The sequence below is a fragment of the Streptomyces sp. NPDC097981 genome (assembly GCF_040302565.1).
Classification (GTDB): domain Bacteria; phylum Actinomycetota; class Actinomycetes; order Streptomycetales; family Streptomycetaceae; genus Streptomyces.
Genome location: NZ_JBEORW010000032.1, coordinates 37,659 through 57,360, shown reverse-complemented (window position 1 = coordinate 57,360; position 19,702 = coordinate 37,659). Strand labels below are relative to the sequence as shown.

General features: G+C 70.6%; 14 protein-coding genes. 7 read left to right on the top strand and 7 right to left on the bottom strand.

What is annotated here, in order from left to right; all coding sequences use genetic code 11:
• Positions 1-86: 86 nt before the first annotated feature.
• The 4 genes from ABTY04_RS27455 to ABTY04_RS27440 all read left to right on the top strand — a co-directional run bounded on the left by ABTY04_RS27455 (position 87) and on the right by ABTY04_RS27440 (position 3,939).
• Positions 87-605 carry a universal stress protein gene (locus tag ABTY04_RS27455; RefSeq protein WP_502996731.1) on the top strand — a complete coding sequence of 173 codons (519 nt, stop codon included), beginning with the start codon at positions 87-89 and terminating at the stop codon, positions 603-605.
• A gap of 329 nt (positions 606-934) precedes the next feature.
• Entirely contained in the window at positions 935-1,450 is a 516-nt protein-coding gene (locus ABTY04_RS27450) for a serine hydrolase domain-containing protein (protein WP_352216068.1), read from the top strand.
• 68 nt (positions 1,451-1,518) lie between these two features.
• Positions 1,519-2,766: a universal stress protein gene (locus tag ABTY04_RS27445; protein WP_352216067.1), complete on the top strand. Its 1,248-nt coding sequence runs from the start codon at positions 1,519-1,521 to the stop codon at positions 2,764-2,766.
• A 9-nt stretch (positions 2,767-2,775) separates the two neighbouring features.
• Positions 2,776-3,939 (top strand): sensor histidine kinase, encoded by a 1,164-nt coding sequence (locus tag ABTY04_RS27440; protein ID WP_352216066.1) that lies wholly within the window; start codon positions 2,776-2,778, stop codon positions 3,937-3,939.
• Between the two features lie 28 nt (positions 3,940-3,967).
• Here ABTY04_RS27440 and ABTY04_RS27435 read toward each other — a convergent pair whose 3' ends face one another.
• Together ABTY04_RS27435 and ABTY04_RS27425 are read right to left on the bottom strand one after the other, a co-directional pair.
• Positions 3,968-4,750, bottom strand: a complete 783-nt coding sequence (locus ABTY04_RS27435; RefSeq protein WP_352216065.1) for a GNAT family N-acetyltransferase — start codon at positions 4,748-4,750, stop codon at positions 3,968-3,970.
• A 563-nt stretch (positions 4,751-5,313) separates the two neighbouring features.
• Positions 5,314-5,991 (bottom strand): hypothetical protein, encoded by a 678-nt coding sequence (locus ABTY04_RS27425; protein ID WP_352216064.1) that lies wholly within the window; start codon positions 5,989-5,991, stop codon positions 5,314-5,316.
• A 318-nt stretch (positions 5,992-6,309) separates the two neighbouring features.
• Between ABTY04_RS27425 and ABTY04_RS27420 the strand changes: the two genes are divergently transcribed.
• Positions 6,310-8,835, top strand: coding sequence for a sensor histidine kinase (locus ABTY04_RS27420; RefSeq protein ID WP_352216109.1), 2,526 nt, complete (start codon positions 6,310-6,312; stop codon positions 8,833-8,835).
• 154 nt (positions 8,836-8,989) lie between these two features.
• The gene (locus tag ABTY04_RS27415; RefSeq protein WP_352216063.1) at positions 8,990-10,570 is read left to right on the top strand and encodes a GlnX family signal transduction membrane protein; all 1,581 of its coding nucleotides are present in this window, start codon (positions 8,990-8,992) and stop codon (positions 10,568-10,570) included.
• 58 nt (positions 10,571-10,628) lie between these two features.
• On the opposite strand, the gene ABTY04_RS41215 is transcribed toward ABTY04_RS27415, so the two are convergent.
• From ABTY04_RS41215 to ABTY04_RS27400, 4 genes are all read right to left on the bottom strand, one after another.
• Positions 10,629-10,703 carry a 50S ribosomal protein bL37 gene (locus tag ABTY04_RS41215; protein WP_502996732.1) on the bottom strand — a complete coding sequence of 25 codons (75 nt, stop codon included), beginning with the start codon at positions 10,701-10,703 and terminating at the stop codon, positions 10,629-10,631.
• A 14-nt stretch (positions 10,704-10,717) separates the two neighbouring features.
• Positions 10,718-11,527, bottom strand: a complete 810-nt coding sequence (locus tag ABTY04_RS27410; RefSeq protein ID WP_352216062.1) for an SDR family NAD(P)-dependent oxidoreductase — start codon at positions 11,525-11,527, stop codon at positions 10,718-10,720.
• Between the two features lie 740 nt (positions 11,528-12,267).
• The gene (locus ABTY04_RS27405; protein ID WP_352216061.1) at positions 12,268-14,253 is read right to left on the bottom strand and encodes an APC family permease; all 1,986 of its coding nucleotides are present in this window, start codon (positions 14,251-14,253) and stop codon (positions 12,268-12,270) included.
• A gap of 160 nt (positions 14,254-14,413) precedes the next feature.
• Positions 14,414-14,956, bottom strand: coding sequence for a hypothetical protein (locus ABTY04_RS27400; protein WP_352216060.1), 543 nt, complete (start codon positions 14,954-14,956; stop codon positions 14,414-14,416).
• 273 nt (positions 14,957-15,229) lie between these two features.
• On the opposite strand from ABTY04_RS27400, the gene ABTY04_RS27395 reads away from it, so the two are divergent.
• A complete protein-coding gene (locus tag ABTY04_RS27395; protein WP_352216059.1) occupies positions 15,230-17,281 on the top strand; it encodes an APC family permease in 2,052 nt (683 codons plus the stop codon).
• 26 nt (positions 17,282-17,307) lie between these two features.
• On the opposite strand, the gene kdpB is transcribed toward ABTY04_RS27395, so the two are convergent.
• Entirely contained in the window at positions 17,308-19,458 is a 2,151-nt protein-coding gene (kdpB, locus tag ABTY04_RS27390; RefSeq protein WP_502996730.1) for a potassium-transporting ATPase subunit KdpB, read from the bottom strand.
• Between the last annotated feature and the right edge of the window lie 244 nt (positions 19,459-19,702).

The following is a 19,702-nucleotide window of genomic DNA, read 5'->3' as shown; positions in this document are numbered from 1 at the left end:
GTCAGAAGACCGTAAGCGAAGCCCGCCGATGCCCTGCCGCGGCCGTTCAATGGATGGCGCGAGGCATGGAGCGGGAGGGCAGGACGGTGCGAGGACGAGTCGTGGCGGGTACGTGCGGATCTCTCGGGAGCCTGACGGCATTGCACCGGGCACGCGCCGAGGCCCGGGTGCGGGACGCGGAGTTGTGGGTCGTGCTGGCCTGGCAGCCGCCTCTGGGCGACCCGGGCGGCCGACGCACCGGGGGTGGAACGCCGTTGCTCGCCGAATCCCGGGCCGCGGCGGTATCGCGGCTGCGTGAGGTGCTGGGCACCGCCTTCGGCGAGGGCAGGCCGGGCGTGACGCTGGCCGGTCTGGCCGTCCGGGGCACCCCGGGCTCCGCTCTGCTGGACACGGTCCGTGACGCCGATGACCTGCTTGTGGTCGGTACCGGTTCGCGCGGGGGGCTGCTCCGCGCGCTGCGGCCTTCGGTGGCCCGGTACTGTCTGGCGCACGCCCCCTGCCCGGTCCTGGCCGTGCCGCCGAGCCCGCTCCAGGCCGACCTGGACGCCGTACGCCGGCGCATTGCGTGGCGCAGGCCGCTGGACACCGCCGACCTGGTGAGGTGATTCCCGTGCCGGACGTCCGACACGGACCGCTGTTGATCGCAACGGTGCCCGGATCCGTGGGCGATGTCAGCCGGTCTTCGCGCGGATCCGGCACGGCTCGATGAGTCGCTCCCGGGCCGGTAGGGGCTTGCCGGTCTGCGCCGCCATGAGGGTGACGGCGACGAGGGCGTCGAGGGCGAGAACCGGCTCGGCGCCCTCCGAGTCCGGTGCCCTGAGTCCGCCGAAGGCGTTGACCTCGTCTGCGAGTACCTCCAGGCGCGGATCGTCCCGGCCCCGGCCGACGGCCTGATCGGTGGTCAGGTACAGGCGCTGGAAAGCTGGATCCTCGGATGGCCACTGCCGCAGCAGTTCCTCGCGACCGTTCCGGAGTTCAGCAGGTGCTGGACCGGGCCGTGGCCGACGGGGGAGTGCCGGGCATCCTGACCGAGATCCGCGACGGCCGTGAAACGTGGTTCGGCACGGCAGGAGTGGCCGACACAGCGACCGGGTGGCAGCGCCGGCCGCAGGACCGCTTCCGCGTCGGGAGCACGACGAAGACGTTCACGGCCACCGTGGTGCTGCAACTCGCGGCCGAACACCGGCTCAGCCTCGACGACTCGGTGGAGAAGTGGCTGCCCGACGTCGTCCGCGGCCCCGGGTACGAGCCGGAGAAGATCAGCATCAGGCAGCTGCTGAACCACACCAGCGGGATCTTCGACCACGTCAACGACGAGGCCATGTCCCTGGAGCAGGCGCGGACCTTCGCGCCCGAGGCCGCGCGGGGCGGACACGCCGGCTCTGCCCCGGCCGTGCAGAACGCCCAGGTCCTGCGTACCGGCGAGGCGGACCAGTACCCGGTCGTGTGATCAGGGCGTGGCAGGCTGCGGCCGGAGCCTGCGCATCGCACCATGGAGGTGTCGGCGGGAGAAGTGCCATGGCGCGCGGGCGGCTGCAGATCTACCTCGGGGCGGCCCCGGGGGTGGGGAAGACCTACACCATGCTGGAGGAGGGCCAGCGGCTGCGGGCCGCGGGCTCCGATGTGGTCGCCGGGTTCGTCGAGGCACACGGGCGACGCCCCACCGCCGCGATGGCGGAGGGGATCGAGACGGTGGAGCGGCGGGCCCTGACCCATCGGGGCGTGTCGTTCACGGAGATGGACCTTGACGCCGTGCTGGCCCGCCGGCCCCAGGTCGCCCTGGTCGACGAGCTGGCCCACACCAACGTCCCCGGCACCCGCAACGCCAAGCGCTGGCAGGACGTCGAGGAGCTCCTGGACGCCGGCATCGATGTGGTCACCACGGTCAACGTGCAGCACCTGGAGTCGCTGAACGACGTGGTCATGCAGATCACCGGGGTCCGGCAGCGCGAGACCCTCCCCGACGAAGTGGCCCGCCGCGCCGGCCAGATCGAGCTCGTCGACCTGCCTCCCGAGGCGCTGCGCCGACGCTTGGTCCACGGCGACATCTACGCGCCCGACCGCATCGAGGCGGCCCTCACCCACTACTTCCGGGTCGGCAACCTCATCGCACTGCGCGAACTGGCGCTGCTGTGGCTCGCCGACCGGGTCGAAGAGGGCTTGCAGCGCTACCGCGCCGAGCACGGAATCGCCGCCCCGTGGGAGACACGGGAACGGATCCTCGTCGCTCTCACCGGCGGACCGGAGGGCGAGACCCTGATCCGCCGGGCGGCCCGGATCACTGCCCGGACCCCCGGCAGCGAGCTGCTGGCCCTGCACGTGGTGCCGGCCGACGGGCTCGCCACGACCGATCCCGCCGCTCTGGACCGTCAGCGCAGACTCGTGGAGTCGCTCGGAGGCGGCTACCACCAGACCACGGGTGACGACGTGGTCGCCTCCTTGATGGACTTCGCCCGGGCGGAGAACGTCACCCAGATCGTTCTCGGCGCCAGCCGCCGCGGGCGGCTCGGCATGATGCTGGCGCCCGGGGTGGGGCACCGTACGGTGCGCGCCTCCGGCCCCGTCGACGTCCATGTGGTCACCCACGAGGAGGCGGCCGGCACCGGCCGCCCGGTACGGCTTCCGCGTCCGGGCGGCAGCCGCGGGACCGGACCGCGCCGGTTCTGGGCGGCGCTGACGGGAGCCGTGTTGCTCCTGCCTGTCCTGACCGTGGCCATGGCCGCGCTGCGCGACCGCCTCGACCTGTCCACCGTCCTCGTGGTGTAACTGCTCTCGGTGGTAGTGACCGCACTGGTGGGCGGGCTGCTGCCGGCTCTCGCCGCCTCGGTGGGAGCGGCCCTGCTCGCCGACTACTACTTCGTCCTGCCTCTGCACACGCCGGACATCGAACAAGGATCCGACATCGTGGCGCTGTCGGTGTTCGTCGTCACCGCCGCTCTGGTCGGTGGGGCTGCGGGGGCGGCGGCCAGGCGCTCCCGCCAGGCCGTCCGCGCCACGGCCGAGGCCCGTGCCATGACCCGCCTGGCCACCGCCGTCGCCCACGGAGAGGACCTGCCCAGCCTCGTCGAACAGGTCCGGGAGGAGTTCGGGCTGTCCGCCGTCAGCCTGCTGGAGCGCGATTCCGGGGACACCGCCGGCCCTCGCTGGTACGTCGTCGCCAGCGCCGGCGAGAGCCCTCCGGAGCGCCCGTACGAGGCCGACGCGGAATGTCCCGTCGCCGAGGGCCTGGTGCTGGCCGCACGCGGCTCCCTGAGCGGGGACGACCAGCAGGTCCTCGGTGCGTGCGCCGCCGAGCTGGGCATGGCGTACGAGCACGGCCGCCTCGCCCTGCGCGCCGCCGCGACCGACGATCTCGCCGAGGCGGAACGGACGCGCGCGGCGCTGATCCGGGTGGCGGGCGAAGACCTGCGGGAACGCCTGCGCACTGCCGAATCGGCGCTCGACGGGCCGGACCCGGATACCGTTACGGCGCTCGCGTCAGTACGCCGGGCCGACCAGATCGTCGCCGACCTCGACGATCTGAGTCGGCTGCACGGCGGCGCATTCGACCTCTACCTGCGGCCCGTCGACGTCAACGAGGTACTGACCGCGGTCCTGGACGACATCGGCCCCGGTGGCCGCACGCTCGAAGTCCGGCTGCCGGCGTCGCTGCCGGACGTGATTGCGGACGCCGCCCTGCTGACGAGGGTGCTCACCGCTCTCATCGCAGATGGCCTGCGCTCCGGCGCGACCGAGCACGCCACGGTCCTGCTGGCCGAGGCACTGCCGGGCCACGTCCGGATCCGCGTGAGCGGCGGCCGGACCGATCCGTCGAGGGAGGACAGTCTGGCCCTGCGTCTGTCCCGAGATCTCACGGAGGCGATGGGAGGCACCTTCGACACCGAGGAGAGCGAAGCCTTCGGGGTGACTCTCACCCTGCCCGACTCGGGACACCGCTGAGGATCAGCCCTGGGGCAGCGGCGGCCGGTCATGCAGGGACCGCCGCGGGAATCCCACGGGGGACCGGCCGACCAGTGACATGGTGGACGTACTCCCGGGCCAGCCGGAAACCTGCCGTCCAGGCGAGCAGCCGACTGGGCCTGTTGTCGCGCGAGCAGCACCAGCTCGCAGTGCGGCCGCGGGCGGCGATGTCCCGGGTGAGCGCGGTGACGCAGGCGAGGGCGAGGCGTTCGCGGCGCCGGTCGGGGTGGGTGAGGACGGCGATGTCCTCGTAGGCGCTGCCCTTGAACCGGGTGCAGGCCAGAGCCAGCACCCGGCCATCGGCGAACGCGGCCCAGCCGTAGCCGGAGGAGGCGAGATTGACCGTCCGGCCCCAGGTGGCATGGATCCAGGCGCTGTCGGAGCCCAGGGAATCGAGGGCGAGTGCGTCCTCGGCGGAGAGCCGGCGTACGGTCACTCCGCGCCGCACCGGTGGTATGGCGGTCGGCGCCTGATGGACGTAGACCATGCGTTCCCACGGCGTCACCCGGTCGAAGGCGGAGTACAGCGCGGGCCCGAAGCGGGCCGGGGCCTCGACGTAGCTCAACGCGAACGGCGTGAGCGCGCCGACGGCCAGGGCCTGGGGGTCGCCGCGCAGCAGTACCTGGTCTCCGCACGCGACAGCGAGGGCGCGCGGCCGGATGGCGCGGTCGACCCACCAGCGGCCCGTGCCGGTGGACAGCGCGTGCTCGACGAGGGCGCCGGGACCGGGCGTGCCGGAGGGGAACCAGCTGGTGAGGGAGGGAAGTTGGTGTGACGGGATTTCGAACACGGTGGAATACCCCCGGGGAATGACGGAAGCGGGGCCGAAGGGTCGCAGAGCCGTACCACGTGCCGGGTGCCTTCGGCCGGACTCACGCCCTCGGCCCCGTACAGGTGAAGCAGAGCGGTGTTACAGACGCCGGAGCGGACCGAGACGGCCATGACACGCGGATCTGCGGCGAAGACCGTCAAGGCCGGCTGCGACCGGGCATGCGCCGTCGGCCGGCCGTAGCGGCGGGTGCGGCCGGGAAGGGAGCCGGGGCGAGGGAGGAACGGCCGCAGTGGACGAACAGTCGGCGGCCGCAGGCGAGCCCGCTGCGTCAGCGCACCGGACGGCGCACGGTGCGCATGGCCGGCGGCACCGTATGAGGCGGCCGGTCGTCATGGCGCAGAGCGGTGTTCACGTGCTTCATCCAACCTGGCCCCGGGCTCCGGCTCAAGGCTTCCCCGCCTTCCTTGACGCTTCCCTTCCGGTGTCCGTCAAACAGCCGTCAAGATGGAGCACTACTCCCGTCAGGGCCCGGTTGCTTCAAGTGGCCTACCGCGGGAGGCGCCTCCTTGCCGTATGTCCGCTCAGTTGGTGACCTGCGCACGGAACGCGTCCATCGTGATGGTCTTCTCGGGCACCGGCATGGCGATCGTGGTGAACTTCTCGCCGAACGAGTCGTACGCGGTGCTGCTCGTGCGCCCGTCACGCCGCGACTCCAGCAGAAGCAGGCGCTGTGCGTCGGTCCCGATGAGGTAGACGTCCTCGGCGGCTCCCGCGCTCACCTGTACGGCCGACGCCTGCGTGCCGCCTGTCTTCCGGTCCTTGTCCGCCGCCCGGTGTCCCGTCTCCGCGATGGTGAAGTAGGAGGAGCAGCCCCGGTCCGTCCTGGTGGTCACGTAGGCCGACCGGAGCGCGGCGGGGACCGTGATCTGCTGGCCGCGCCGCCGCAGCGCCGCGGCCAACAGGTCGGCGCTCGTGTACGAGGTTCCGTCCTTGCAGAACACCGTGCCGGACGCGCCGCCCGTGACCTCCATGCGGAGTCCCAGAGCGGGGTCCCACCAGGTCTCCTGCTTGCCGCCGGCGAAAGCGGTCGTGGTCCCGGCGGCGTGGAACGACTCGTTCTCCATATGGGTGTTCGCAGCCCTCACGAGCGAGATCGCGGCCCCGTCCGGCTTCCCGCCTCCGTCACCGCAGCCGGTCAGCGCCGCGGTGAGCACGGCTCCGAGGGCAAGCGAACGGGTGACGGCGATCGTGCGGCGCATGGGCTGGTCATTTCCTCGTGGACGGGTGCCGGCGGTCATGGCGTGATCCTGGCACAGGACAGCTGTGCCCAGGGAACGTCAGCCATCTGCAGGGGCGGAAGCCTCTTGACGCGCCCTTGGCGGCTTGCCTACGCAGCCGTGACGCGGTGTTGACGGTCCGTCGGTCACTTGCAGGGCCGCCCCGGAAGTTCCAGGTCAGGACCGCGTCAAGGTCCTGAGGACGGACCGTGTCAGGGGCAGATCTCACCTGATGATGACCTCGATACGGCATGCCCGGCAGACGCGGGTGTCCGGGATGCGGAGGCGGGTTCGGTGGCGGTGACGGATGTGCGGTTCGGGAGGCTGAAGGTCTTTCTCGGTGCAGCGCCCGGGGTGGGCAAGACCTGCCGGATGCTCGACGAGGGGCGGCGCAGGGCGGAGCGCGGTACGGATGTGGTGGTGGCGTTCGTCGAGTGCCACGGCCGCCGCCGCACGGAGGAGAAGCTCGACGGCCTTGAGGTCGTGCCTCGCTCCCCGCGTACGTATCGGGGCAGTCCGTTCGAGGAGATGGACCTGGATGCGGTCCTTGCGCGGCGGCCGGAGGTGGCCCTGGTCGACGAGCTCCCGCACAGCAATGTGCCCGGTGGGCGCCATGCCAAGCGGTGGCAGGACATCGAGGAGCTGCTGGCCGCGGGGATCGACGTCGTCACCACGGTGAACATCCAGCACCTGGACTCCCTCAACGACGTGGTCGAGAAGATCACCAAGGTGCCGCAGCACGAGACGGTGCCCGACGACGTGGTCCGCCGTGCCGACGAGATCGAGTTGGTGGACATGCCCGCCGAGGGGCTGCGGCGCCGCATGGCCCACGGCGACATCTACGCGCCGGAGAAGGTGGACGCGGCGCTGGCGAACTACTTCCGCGTCGGGAATCTCACCGCCCTGCGTGAGCTGGCCTTGCTGTGGGTGGCGGGGCGGGTCGACGAGGCGTTGCAGAAGTACCGTTCGGAACACGGCATCGGCGGGGTGTGGGAGACCCGGGAGCGTGTCGTCGTCGCCCTCACCGGCGGCCCGGAGGGGGCGACGCTCATCCGCAGGGCCGCCCGGATCGCCGCCCGGTCCGCCGGCGGCGACCTGCTCGCCGTGCACATCGCCCGGAGTGACGGCCTGGCCGCCGGGGCCTCGTCCGCCTCGCTAGCCCGGCAACGGGCGCTCGTCGAGAGCCTCGGCGGCAGCTACCACTCCGTGGTCGGGGACGATGTCCCCACCGCCCTGCTGGAGTTCGCCCGTGCCGAGAACGCGACCCAGCTGGTGCTCGGCACCAGCAGGCGCAGCCGCGTGGAGCGCTTCCTCACCGGACGCGGCATCGGGGAGACGGTCGTGGGGCACTCCGAGGACATCGACGTCCACATGGTCACCCATGAACGGGCGGGCGGCGGGCGCCTGCTGCAGTCGCGGCGGCGCACGCTGCCGACGTCACGGCTGATCGCGGGGCCGGTCTCGGGGCTGGTGCTTCCCATCGCCCTCACCTTCCTGCTCGACCACACACGGGGGAGCCTGAACCTCACGAGCGAGGCCCTGCTCTTCCTGCTCACCGTCGTGGGTGTGGCCTGTGTGGGCGGGGTGGTCTCCGCCGTTGTCGCGTCGGTGACCGCCTCGCTGCTGCTCAACTACTGGTTCATACCGCCTACGGGGGCTTTCACGACGACACTCGACAGCCTGCTGGCCACTGTGGTGTTCGCCGTGGTCGCCGGCACGGTGGCCGCAGTGGTGGACCGGTCGCTTCGGCTGTCGCGTCGCTCGGCGAGGGCGACGGCCGAAGCCGAGACGCTCTCCTCGCTGGCCGGATCGATCGTCCGAGGAGACCAGACGGTTCCAGCACTCCTGGAGCGGGCGAGGGAGACCTTCGCCATGGACTCCGTCGAGTTGGTGAACGAACCCGATCCCATGAGCGACGGCGCCGGGCGAGTCCCCGTCGTTCGGGTGCCGATCGGGCAGGATGCGTACCTGGTCCTGCGTGGCCGTACGCTGCCGTCCTCCGAGCGGCGGGTCCTCACCGCCTTCGCCGCGCACGTCGCCGCTGCCGTCGAGCGGGCCCGGCTCGCCGAGGCGGCTGCCGAGATCGAGCCCGTCAAGGCCGCCGACCGGATGCGTACGGCGCTGCTCGCCGCCGTCAGCCACGACCTGCGCACCCCGCTCGCCGGAGGCTGGGCGGCCATCAGCTCCCTGCGCAGCAGCGACGTGGAGTTCAGCGAGGAGGACCGGGCCGAACTCCTGGCCACCGCCGACGAGTCGATGGCGCGCCTCAGCCGGCTGATCGAGAACCTCCTCGACATGAGCCGCCTCCAGGCCGGGGCGCTGACCCTGAGCCTGCGCCCCACCGTCCTGGAAGAGGTGCTGCCGGCGGCACTGGAGTCCCTGCCGCCCGACGCGCCCGTGATCGAAGTCCGGGGGCTGGACACGGTTCCCGCCGTGCTGGCCGACCCACCCCTGCTGGAGCGGGTGGTCGCCAACCTCCTCGGCAACGCGGCCCGCCACGCCCCCCGGGGTACGCCCGTCCTGCTGACGGCGAGCGCGCTCGCCGACCGTGTCGAGTTCCGGATCGTCGACCGGGGTCCGGGGCTGCCCGCCGCTGACCGGGAGAAGGCCTTCGTGCCGTTCCAGCGCCTGGGGGACACGGACAACACCACCGGCGTCGGGCTCGGCCTCGCGCTGTCGCGAGGCCTCACCGAAGCCATGGCCGGCAAACTCACGCCCGAAGACACTCCTGGAGGCGGGCTCACCATGGTCCTCGCCCTGCCTGCTGCCCAGCCGCTCACCGCAGCCACTGCCGAAGGCCGGGGCGCCCGTACTGACCTGCCCTGATACGGGAGCGCATGGATCCCGTCAAGAACACGTCAAACCTACGGCTCCGGCATCAGGGGCCCGTTAACAACTGGCCTGAATCGAACGACTGAGCCCCATGCTTTCTGCTGCACGGGATCGCACGAGCGGTCCGTGGTGTGAGGCTGGAGGGCGAGTGACGATCACCGCCGGTACCGAGCAGCATTCGGGAGCGGGGGTTCCGGAAACCACCGGAACGCACCACGCACCCCCCGCTCTTGAGGGGGAGATCCCGCGCCCGCCGGCCCGAGGGGGGCTGCGGACAGGACGGCCGAGGCGACGGGCTCCCATCCCCGTCGCCCGGCTCGTCCGGTACCTGGTCGACCGCTACGGGGAGTCCCTTCCCGGTCGGCTGCGCCTGGGCCGTGCCTCGTGCCTGCTGCTCGCCGCCGGCCTGCTCCTCCTGCTCGGTGTGGCCTCGCTCGGGATGTCCGGCGCCTGGGACGAGACCGTCCAGCGCAGTGCACCCCGTACGGTCGCCGCCACCCAGCTCAACCTGGCGCTCAACGACATGGACGCCCAAGCCGCCAACATCCTTCTGTCCAGCGGGGAATCGGGCATGGGCAAGGGGCGGCTCGACGAGTCGTACGCCAAGGCCACCGGGTTCTACACGGCGGCTCAGGAGACCATCAGCCGCTCCCTGCGCACGCTTTCCGCGGCCGCCGAGGGCGACAAGGCCACCGAGAACACCGTCATCACCATCACCGACGACTTCGCGCACTACCAGGAGCTGATCGGGCGGGCCCTGGAGAACGACGAGCACCCCGGCGGCAAGGACGCCGCCCGCGCGGACTACCGGACGGCGACCGACCTCCTCTCGGCGCGGCTGCTACCGGAGTCGCGTGAGCTGGTCGACGCCAACAACCGGGTCTACAACCGGATGTACGACGGAACCCGCGGCGACCTCGCAGTGCAGCGGGTCGCCGAAGCCGTCCTGGGCGTACTGCTGATTGCCGCGCTCGTCCTGTTCCAGGTGCGTCTCGCCCGTCGCTTCCAACGGGTCTTCAATCCGGCCCTGGCCGCCGCCACCCTGTGCGCCGTGGTCGCTGTGCTGTCCGGCGCGCAGCTCCTCTCGCTCAACGACGACCGGATGAAGGTCGCGCGTCGGGACTCCTTCGATTCGGTGGTCGCGTTGTCGCGGGCCAAGGCGATCGGCTACGACGCCAACGCGGACGAGAGCCGCTACCTCCTCGACCCGTCCCGCAGGGCGGGCTACGAGGAGTCCTTCCACGACAAGTCGCAGCAGCTGTACGGGATCGAGGGCGCGAGCCTGCCCACGTACGACGCGAAGCTCGCCGAGACCTGGGCCGCCTACCGGTCGGACCGGCACGACAAGCGCTTCTCCGGTGAATTCCGTCGCGAGCTCGACAACATCACCTTCGCCGGTGAGCGGGACGCCGCCGAGAAGGCCGTCGAGGCGTATGCCGTCTATGAGCACGACGACCGGACCTTACGGAAGCTGGTGGGGGAGGGGAAGCAGGCGGAAGCCATCGTCTTCTGCGTCGGCTGGGCGTCGGACACCTCCAACGCGCACTTCGGAGCGTGGATGAAGGCCCTCGACCAGGTTATCGCCATCAACCGGTCGCACTTCGACCGGGCGACGGCAGAAGGCCGTGACTCCCTCGTCACCTTGGCGCCCGCGGCCGGCGTCGCGCTGCTGCTCGCAGCCGGATTGATCGTATTCGGGCTGCGGCCGCGCCTCGCCGAATTCCGCTGAAGCCTTCCGGGAACCCGTATGAAGCCTCGGAGGGCCGCCCCGCGGGGAGGAGAGTGGCTTACCGGCCGGGCCTGCGGCCGTGGTTGGCGCCCTTCTTGCGGCGGGCCCTCTTCTTGCGTGCGCGCTTGGACACGGCGTGGGATCCCTTCAGGCGGTGTGGCCGACGAGCAGGTCGGCGAGCTTGTTGAGGCGCTTGACGGTGCGGTCCTCGGTGGCAGCCGGGGCCGGGGCGACACGCTCGGAGCGGTCGTAGTAGGCGCCGTTGACGATCTCGACGGCCGGGTCGCAGAGGCGTACGACATGTGCCGCACCCTCGGCAGCCGGTGCGCCCTCGTGTCCGTAGAGGGGGAGCAAGCCGGTCTCGCAGACACCCGGGTCGACGGAGACAGCCGTGACGCGCGGATCGGCGGCGAAGACGGTCAGCGCCAGCTGGGACTGCGCGTACGCGGCGAGGCGGGCGTAACGCCGGATGCGCTGGGGGTCGTTCCACTGGATGGCGCCGGTGCGGTGCAGGGAGGAGGAGACGTTGACGACGCGGCCGCCGGGGTCGCTGGTCAGGGCCGGCTCCAGCAGGTTGGTGAGGAGGTAGTGGGCCAGGAAGTTCACCTGGAAGGCGATCTCGTTGCCGTCGGCGGTGAGCGTGTGGCGCTCGGGGGCGGCCATCGCGGCGTTGTTGACCAGCGCGTGCAGCAGAGGGTGGTTCCGGACCACCGCGTGGGCCATGTTCTCGACCTCCTCCAGGCGGGAGAAGTCGGCGGAGAGCGGGTGCAGGAGCGCGCCGTCGATGCCCGCGGCGGCGATCAGCCGGTCGGTGGCGGCCTGGGCCTCCTCGGGGGTTCGGCCGTGGAGGAGGACGGTGGCGCCGCTCTCGGCGAGCATGCGGGCGGCTTCGAAGCCGATGCCGGTGGTGGCTCCGGTGACGAGCACGGTGCGGCCGGAAAAAAGGGTTGCAGACATGTCGGTTCCTGGATGCAGGCATGACGCGTACGCCCAGCACCCCGGCGCGGAGCGGCGGGCGTGGGCTCAGGTCATGCGGGGAAAGGTGAGAAACCCCTACGTCGCTGCTGTCACCGGCTTCGGCGAGCCGGTGGCAGGTACGTGGAGCGGACGACGCGCGGCCGGTTTCAGAAGGCCGGGCGGGCAGCGGGCGCTGCCGGCGGCACCTGCGCCACCATGGCACGGCTCCGCCATGACGGTGGCCGGTCTTCGTAGCGCGGACCGCTGTTCACGGACTCATCCCAGCGCATCGGAATGCTTCCCGGCAAGATCCCGGGCCCGGCTTTGACGGGCTTCTGACGTGCGGTGACCGGGAGCCGTCAACAAGGCGTCAAGGATGGCCGGCTCCGCGGCAGGGGCGCGTCAAGAAGTGCTCCTGAAGGCCTGGCGGTCGAGCAGAATGATCTCGCGACGGAAGCCCGAGACGGGTTCGTGGGCGACTGAAGGGCAGTGGACCTGACACCGCCGGGATGACGCGTGGCCGGACCGTGGGGGGCCGGAGCGACGTGACCGTGCTCCCACTCGTGGCCGTCGCATGACACAAGGGCCGCTCGGCTCGCAGCTCCAGGGGGTTGCTGCGGCCGGGCGGCCTACGTGTTCCCACGGATCCCGCGGCTGAAACGAGTGGGGCTGCACTGCCGCATCCGCTCCCCGATCACCGGGGGCCACAGTCGACGGCGGCAATGACAGCCGGTCCGCTGTCAGCCGGCGTGGACGTGGGGGCGGCGGCCGCGGTCGGGCTCTGCCTCGCGGATGACCTCGCGCGTGACGGGAGCGACTTCACCCTGTCCGAAGAGGAAGAAGCGGAGGAAGTTGGCCATCGGGTTGCCCTCGGTCCACTCGAAGTAGATGTGCGGCCGCTGCCCCGTGGTGTCGCGGACGTGCAGGAGCAGGGCCGCCAGGGCGTTGGGGACGGCGGAGCTCTCCAGGGTCAGCACCCGGTAGCGGTCGTGCAGTACCTCGCCCCGTACGCGCAGCCCGGATTCGAACTCGGACGGGTCCAGGACGGTGACCTCGACGAACAGGACGTCGTCGCCGGCCGGGATGTCGTTGTCGTCCCGAGTCTGCCGGACCTTGTCCCGGTACTCGGCTTTGTCGCGCCGGTCGGGTTCGTTGGCGATGAAGCGGATGGTGCGGTTGGCGGTGTCGCGGATGAACCGCTCGGCCATGTCGTCCAGTTCGACGTGGGTGACGCGCAGTTCGAAGACGCGGGCGAGGCGGGAGAGGAGGGAGAGGGCCATGATGCCGGCGATGAAGCAGGCGCCGATCTTCACGCCGTCGGGGCGTTCGACGACGTTCACCGCGGTCGTGTAGACCAGGACCGCAGAGATCACGGCGAAGCCGATGGTCCAGCCGCGTTCCCCGGCCCGGCGGGCGGCGATGGTCACCGCGACGGATGCCGAGGTGAACAGGACCAGGACACCGGTGGCGTAGGCGCCGCCCTGGGCGTCGACGTCGGCGTCGAAGAGCCAGGTCACCAGGAACGCGATGAGCGTGAACACGATGACCATCGGGCGTAGGGCGCGGGCCCAGTGGGGTGCCATGCCGTAGCGGGGCAGGTAGCGCGGCATCAGGTTCAGCAGGCCGGCCATGGCCGAGGAGCCGGCGAACCAGAGGATCAGGATGGTCGAGATGTCGTAGACCGTGCCGAAGGCCGATCCGAGGTGTTCGTGGGCCAGGTAGGCCAAGGCGCGGCCGTTGGCCTCGCCGCCCGCCTTGAACTCGTCGGCCGGGATCAGCAGGGTCGTGACGAAGCTGCTGGTGATGAGGAAGACGCTCATGATCACGGCAGCCGTGGTCAGCAGCTTCTTGGTGTCCCGGATGCGGCCGGCGGGCTTCGCGTCGGTGTCGTCCGGGTCGCCCTGGACGTGCGGCATGACGGCCACGCCGGTCTCGAACCCGGACATGCCGAGCGCCAGCTTGGGGAACACCAGGAGCGCGATGGCGATCATCATGAACACGTTGCCGTGCTGAGTGGTCAGTGCGTCCGACCAGTCGGCTATGACGTGCGGCTCGGTGATCACCTGCCACAGTCCGACCGCGATGACGACGACGTTCAGCGCGAGGTAGGAGATCACCAGGACCACGGCCACGCCGATGGCTTCGCTGAACCCCTTGAGGAACACGGCCCCGAGCAGGGCGACCATGATCAGGGTGATGACCATCTGATGGCCGCCCAGCATGCTGGTGAAGTGCGGGTTCTCCACCAGGTGCGCGGTGGCGTCGGCCGCGGAGAGGGTGATGGTGATCAGGAAGTCGGTCGCCGCGAACCCGAGCAGGGTCAGGACGAACAGCTTGCCCTTCCAGAACGACAGCAGCCGCTCCAGCATCGCGATCGAGCCCTCGCCGTGCGGGCTCTCCTCAGCCACCCGCCGGTAGACCGGAAGTGCTCCGAAGAGCGTGAGTATCACCAGCACGATCGTGGCCACCGGCGACAGCAGTCCGGCGGCCAGTGCCGCGATACCGGGCTGGTAGCCCAGCGTCGAGAAGTAGTCGAGGCCCGTCAGGCACATCACCCGCCACCACGGCCGCCCGTGAACCGCGGTCCCGGACTTTGCCGTCTTGCCGGACTCACCGGGCGCGCTGGATTTCTCGGGCTGAGGGCCTGACCGGTGTTTCATCTGCTCGGTCAGGCCCTCAAGCAGCCACGCTCGCAGGCGGCTGGTGGGGACGACGGGCGCGGCCATCGCTGGTACTCCTTCGTACGGCTTGCATTCGGCCATCGATGCGACGGCTGGGCAAGCGTACGGAAGGCGGTTATCCGCGCACGGGCAGGGTCCGATCCTGACGCGTTCTTAACGCCGACGCGCACCGGGCCGTGAGCGGCACGCGTGTCGGCCGCTGGGCCTATTGCAGGCCGGAGACCTTGAAGACGAGATGCGCGGTGTCACGGTCGATCTGCCGGGACAGCTGCCGCCAATCCGTTTCTCCGAAAGTCAGGACCCCGCGTTCACGGGAGGCATGGGCGCCTCGCTCCAGCAGCTGCCAGATGCGGGGATTGGCCGTGAGCACCTTCGTGTCCAGCTCAAGACGTACGCCGTGGATGTCCCGGAGCACCAGGCGCTGCGAGTCCCCGCCCGACCAGCGCACGGACACCAGCCGGTCCGTCCGCACCCGCTTCTCCCGCAGGAGCCCACGGCAGGCCAGCCAGCACGGGCCGGCCGTGACACGGTCCGGCAGCAGAACGACGAACAGCAGCGCCGCAAGCCCGCCCCACAGCGCGGCTCGGGGTGCCGTGAGTGCTCCGCCGACCATGTCGACCAGCAGCAGGAGGGCCAGGAGGAGCGCGGCGCACACGCCCGCGGTACACAGCGCGCCGGCCCAGTCCTTGTCGTGCGCCACGGCCTCGGCCGCGGGTGACTGCATGTATCCGTCGATGCGGCGTCCCATGGGCAGAGGCTAGAAGCACAACGGGCTGATTCAGCGGATCTTGACGGGTTGCTGATGAGACGTTGCCGGCATCGAAACGGCGCCGCAGCCCCGGTCCTGCGCACATGCGTGGCAGGCCGCTCTCACGCCGATGGCGGAACGCCCATCCACTGCTGTGTCATCCCGGCACATGGGAGGCTGACCTGCGGAAACCGGGATCCGGGACCCCGCGGTGCTGCGCCGCGGAGGCCATGGGCAGTCGAGAGGACGAGCAGGTCGGCTTACGCTCACGCTGTGCTCAACGTGCCCGAGGTCCTCAAACGCCTGGTGATCGGCCGGGCCAAGCGGAGCGAGGAGCTGGGCGAGACGCTGCTGCCCAAACGGCTCGCCCTGCCGATCTTCGCTTCCGACCCGCTGTCCTCGGTCGCGTACGCCACGCAGGAGATCCTGCTGGTCCTGACCCTCGGCGGTCTGGCCTATCTGCATTTCACTCCGTGGATCGCGGCCGCGGTCATCGCACTGATGACGGTGGTCGTGCTCTCGTACCGCCAGGTGGTCAACGCCTACCCGAGCGGCGGTGGCTCGTACGAGGTGGCTTCGACGAACCTCGGGCCCTCGGCCGGCCTGGTGGTCGCCGCGTCGCTGCTGGTCGACTACGTGATGACCGTGGCGGTCTCGGTCGCCTCCGGCGTGGACAACATCATCTCGGCGCTGCCCTCGCTGGCCGAATACCGGGTGCTGATGGCCGTGGGCTTCGTGGCCCTGCTGACCGCAATGAACCTGCGCGGAGTGAGGGAGTCCGGCCAGCTGTTCGCCGCCCCCACCTACCTCTTCATCGGCGGCGTGCTGATCATGGCCGGCACCGGCCTGTTCCGCTACCTCATAGGCGACGCCCCGGTCGCCGAGAGCGCGGCCTACGGCATCGAGCCGGCAGAGGGGGACGCGAACCTGGCGGGCCTGGCGCTGCTGATGCTGGTCCTGCGTGCCTTCTCCAGCGGCTGTACGGCGCTGACCGGCGTGGAGGCGATCTCCAACGGCGTACCCGCGTTCCGCAAGCCCAAGTCGAAGAACGCGGCGGCCACGATGGCCGCGATGGGCATCATCGCCGTCACCATGTTCGCCGGGGTCACGGCCCTCGCGATCATCTCCAAGGTGCACATCACCGAAGACTCCTGCCGGCTCATCGGCCTTGCCGGCTGCGAGGGCTACACCCAGCGCACCGTCATCGCCCAGCTGGCGTCAGCCGTCTTCGGCGGCAACAACAGTTTCGGCTTCTACTACATCCAAGCCGCCACCGCCCTGATCCTGATCCTGGCCGCGAACACCGCCTTCAACGGCTTCCCGCTGCTTGCCTCGATCCTCGCCCAGCACCGCTATCTGCCGCGCCAGCTGCACAACCGGGGCGACCGGCTCGCCTTCTCCAACGGCATCCTGGCCCTGGCCCTCGTCGCCGGACTGCTCCTGTGGGGCTACAAGGCGAACGTCACCAGCCTCATCCACCTGTACATCCTCGGCGTCTTCACCTCTTTCACGCTCTCCCAGACCGGCATGGTCCGGCACTGGAACAGCGCACTGCGCACCGAGACCGACCCGGCCCTGCGCCGCCGCCACCGGCTGGCCCGCGTCATCAACGCCACGGGCGCGGTCGTCACCGGTCTGGTCCTGGTCATCGTGCTCGCGACGAAGTTCACCCAGGGCGCCTGGCTGGCGGTGCTCGCCGCCGTCCTGCTGTGGCTGATGATGCGCGGCATCCGCCGCCACTACGACCAAACGGCCGCCGAACTCGCCGTCATCGACCCCCGCACCGAACGGCAGATGCCCTCGCGCGTACTGGCCATCGTCCTGGTCTCCACCGTGCACAAACCGACCATGCGGGCCCTTGCCTACGCCCGCGCCTCCCGGCCCGCGCACCTTGAGGCCCTCACGGTCGCCGTCGACAAGGAAGGACTCGCCCACCTCCAGAAGCAGTGGGAGGACTTCGAGATCGACGTACCGCTGAAGGTCCTCGACTCTCCCTATCGCGAGATCACCAGGCCCGTCGTGGAGTACGTACGCTCCATCCGCCGTGCGGGACCGCGCGACGTCGTCGCCGTTTTCATCCCCGAGTACGTCGTCGGCCACTGGTGGGAGAACCTCCTGCACAACCAGTCCGCGCTGTGGCTCAAGAGCCGTCTGCTGTTCACCCCCGGTGTGATGGTGACGAGCGTCCCCTGGCAGCTGACCTCGGCCGCCGTCGCCGACCACCCCGCGGCCCGCGCCCCCGGCGCGGTCCGCCGCGGCGAGCCCACCACCCCCCGCGAACACGCCGCCGCCCGTGCCACTCCCGGGAACGGTGCGCGGGACTGACCGGCTTCGCGCGGCCTCGGCGGAACTCATCCGAGGCCGGGGACGGTGGACACCACGAGGTCGATGAGCTTGATGCCGACGAAGGGCAGGACCAGGCCGCCGAGTCCGTAGAGGGCGAGGTTGCGGCGGAGCAGGTCGTGGGCGGAGGCCGGGGTGTAGCGGACGCCGCGCAGGGCGAGGGGGATCAGCGCCACGATGATGAGGGCGTTGAAGATGATGGCCGAGGTGATGGCCGAGGTCGGGTTGTGCAGGCCCATGACGTTGAGCGCGCCGAGTCCCGGGTACGCAGACGTGAACATGGCGGGGATGATCGCGAAGTACTTCGCCACGTCATTGGTGATGGAGAAGGTGGTCAGTGCACCGCGAGTGATGAGGAGCTGCTTGCCGATCCGCACGATCTCGATGAGCTTGGTGGGGTTGGAGTCCAGGTCCACCATGTTCCCGGCCTCCTTGGCGGCCGAGGTGCCCGTGTTCATGGCGACGCCGACATCCGCCTGCGCGAGCGCGGGTGCGTCGTTCGTACCGTCACCGGTCATCGCGACGAGCCTGCCGCCGGCCTGCTCCCGCTTGATGAGGGCCATCTTGTCCTCGGGGGTGGCCTCGGCGAGGTACTCGTCGACCCCGGCCTCGGCGGCGATCGCCGCGGCGGTCAACGGGTTGTCGCCGGTCACCATGACCGTACGGATGCCCATGCTCCGGAGTTCCGCGAAGCGTTCCCGGATGCCCTCCTTGACGACGTCCTTGAGGTGGATGATCCCGAGGACCCGCGGACCTTCCCAGTCGTGGGCGGCGACGAGCAGGGGCGTGCCGCCCGACCGGGACACCTGAGCGGACCAATCGGCGGCCTCGGGCGGCACGCTCCCGCCCCGCATCGTGACCCAGTCGCAGACCTCCTGCACGGCGCCCTTGCGGATGGCGCAGCCGACGCCGTTGTCCCATCTCAGGTTGAGCCCGCTCATCCGGGTCTTGGCGCTGAACTCCACGAAGCGCGGGTTGCTCAGTTCGTGCTCCGCCGGGGCCGTCAGGCCGTACCGCTCGGCGAGGGCGACGACGGAACGGCCCTCGGGGGTGTAGTCCGCGAGCGACGACAGCTGGGCGGCGTCCGCCAGCTTCCCGTGGTCGACTCCGGGCAGCGGGATGAAGCGCTCGGCCTCCCGGTTGCCGGTGGTGATGGTGCCGGTCTTGTCGAGGAGCAGGGTGTTCACATCGCCCGCAGCCTCAACGGCCCGGCCGCTCATCGCCAGGACATTGCGCTGGACGAGCCGGTCCATGCCGGCGATGCCGATCGCCGAGAGCAGCGCGCCGATGGTGGTGGGGATGAGCGTCACGAGAAGGGCCACCAGTACGGCCGTGGACTGGGCGGCACGCGCATGGGCGGCCATCGGCTGAACGGTGACCACGACCAGGACGAAGATCACCGTCATGGCGGCCAGCAGGATGTTCAGCGCGATCTCGTTCGGGGTCTTCTGCCGGCTGGCGCCCTCGACCAGGGCGATCATCCGGTCGATGAAGCTGTGTCCGGGGCGCGAGCTGACCCGTATGACGATGGAGTCGGACAGGACGGTCGTACCGCCCGTGACGCCGGACCGGTCGCCGCCCGACTCGCGGAGCACGGGCGCCGATTCGCCGGTGACGGCGGACTCGTCGATCATGGCGGCGCCGTCCACGACGTCGCCGTCGGCCGGGACCATCTCGCCCGCCTCGACGAGGACGAAGTCGAAGGGCTGGAGTTCGGCCGGGGTGACGGCCTCGGTCTCGGCGCGGCGCAGGTTGGTCCCGTAGGTCCAGTGCTTCAGCCGCAGGGCCACCGTGTCCGTACGGGCCTTGCGCAGCGACTCGGCCTGGGCGCGGCCCCGCCCTTCGGCGACGGCCTCGGCGAGGTTCGCGAAGAGCAGGGTCAGCCAGAGCCAGACGCTGATCACCCAGCTGAAGACCGACGGGTGCAACAGTGCGGACAGGGTGGTCAGCACGGAGCCGACCGCAACGACGAACAGCACTGGCTTGCGAACCAGTTCACGCGGATGGAGCTTGCGCACCGCCTCACGGGCCGAGGCTGCGAGCTGCTCCGGCTCCAGCATGTTCGCGTGGCCGGGACGCTTGCGGGGCGGCCGGGTCACAGGCGACCGCGGCGGAGTCCCGAGACCCGGAGGAGTGTGCTGCGCGGCAGCGGAAGACATGAAGTGGCCTTCTGGTGGAAGATCGGCAGAGTCGCCCCAGGCCGCATGCGGGGCGGGCCCATCGGGCCCGAAGAACGGAGAGCGGCAGAGGGGCCCGCCTCCGGGGACCTGTCGGCATGGCCCCCTCAGGCCGTCGTCATGCGGATGGGTCCGGTCCCCGGTGGCGGGACGGGCAGGAATCTACCGGCGGCTCTGAGTAATTCCGCGGATACCCGGGGGAATTGGTGGATCCTTGACGTCCGTG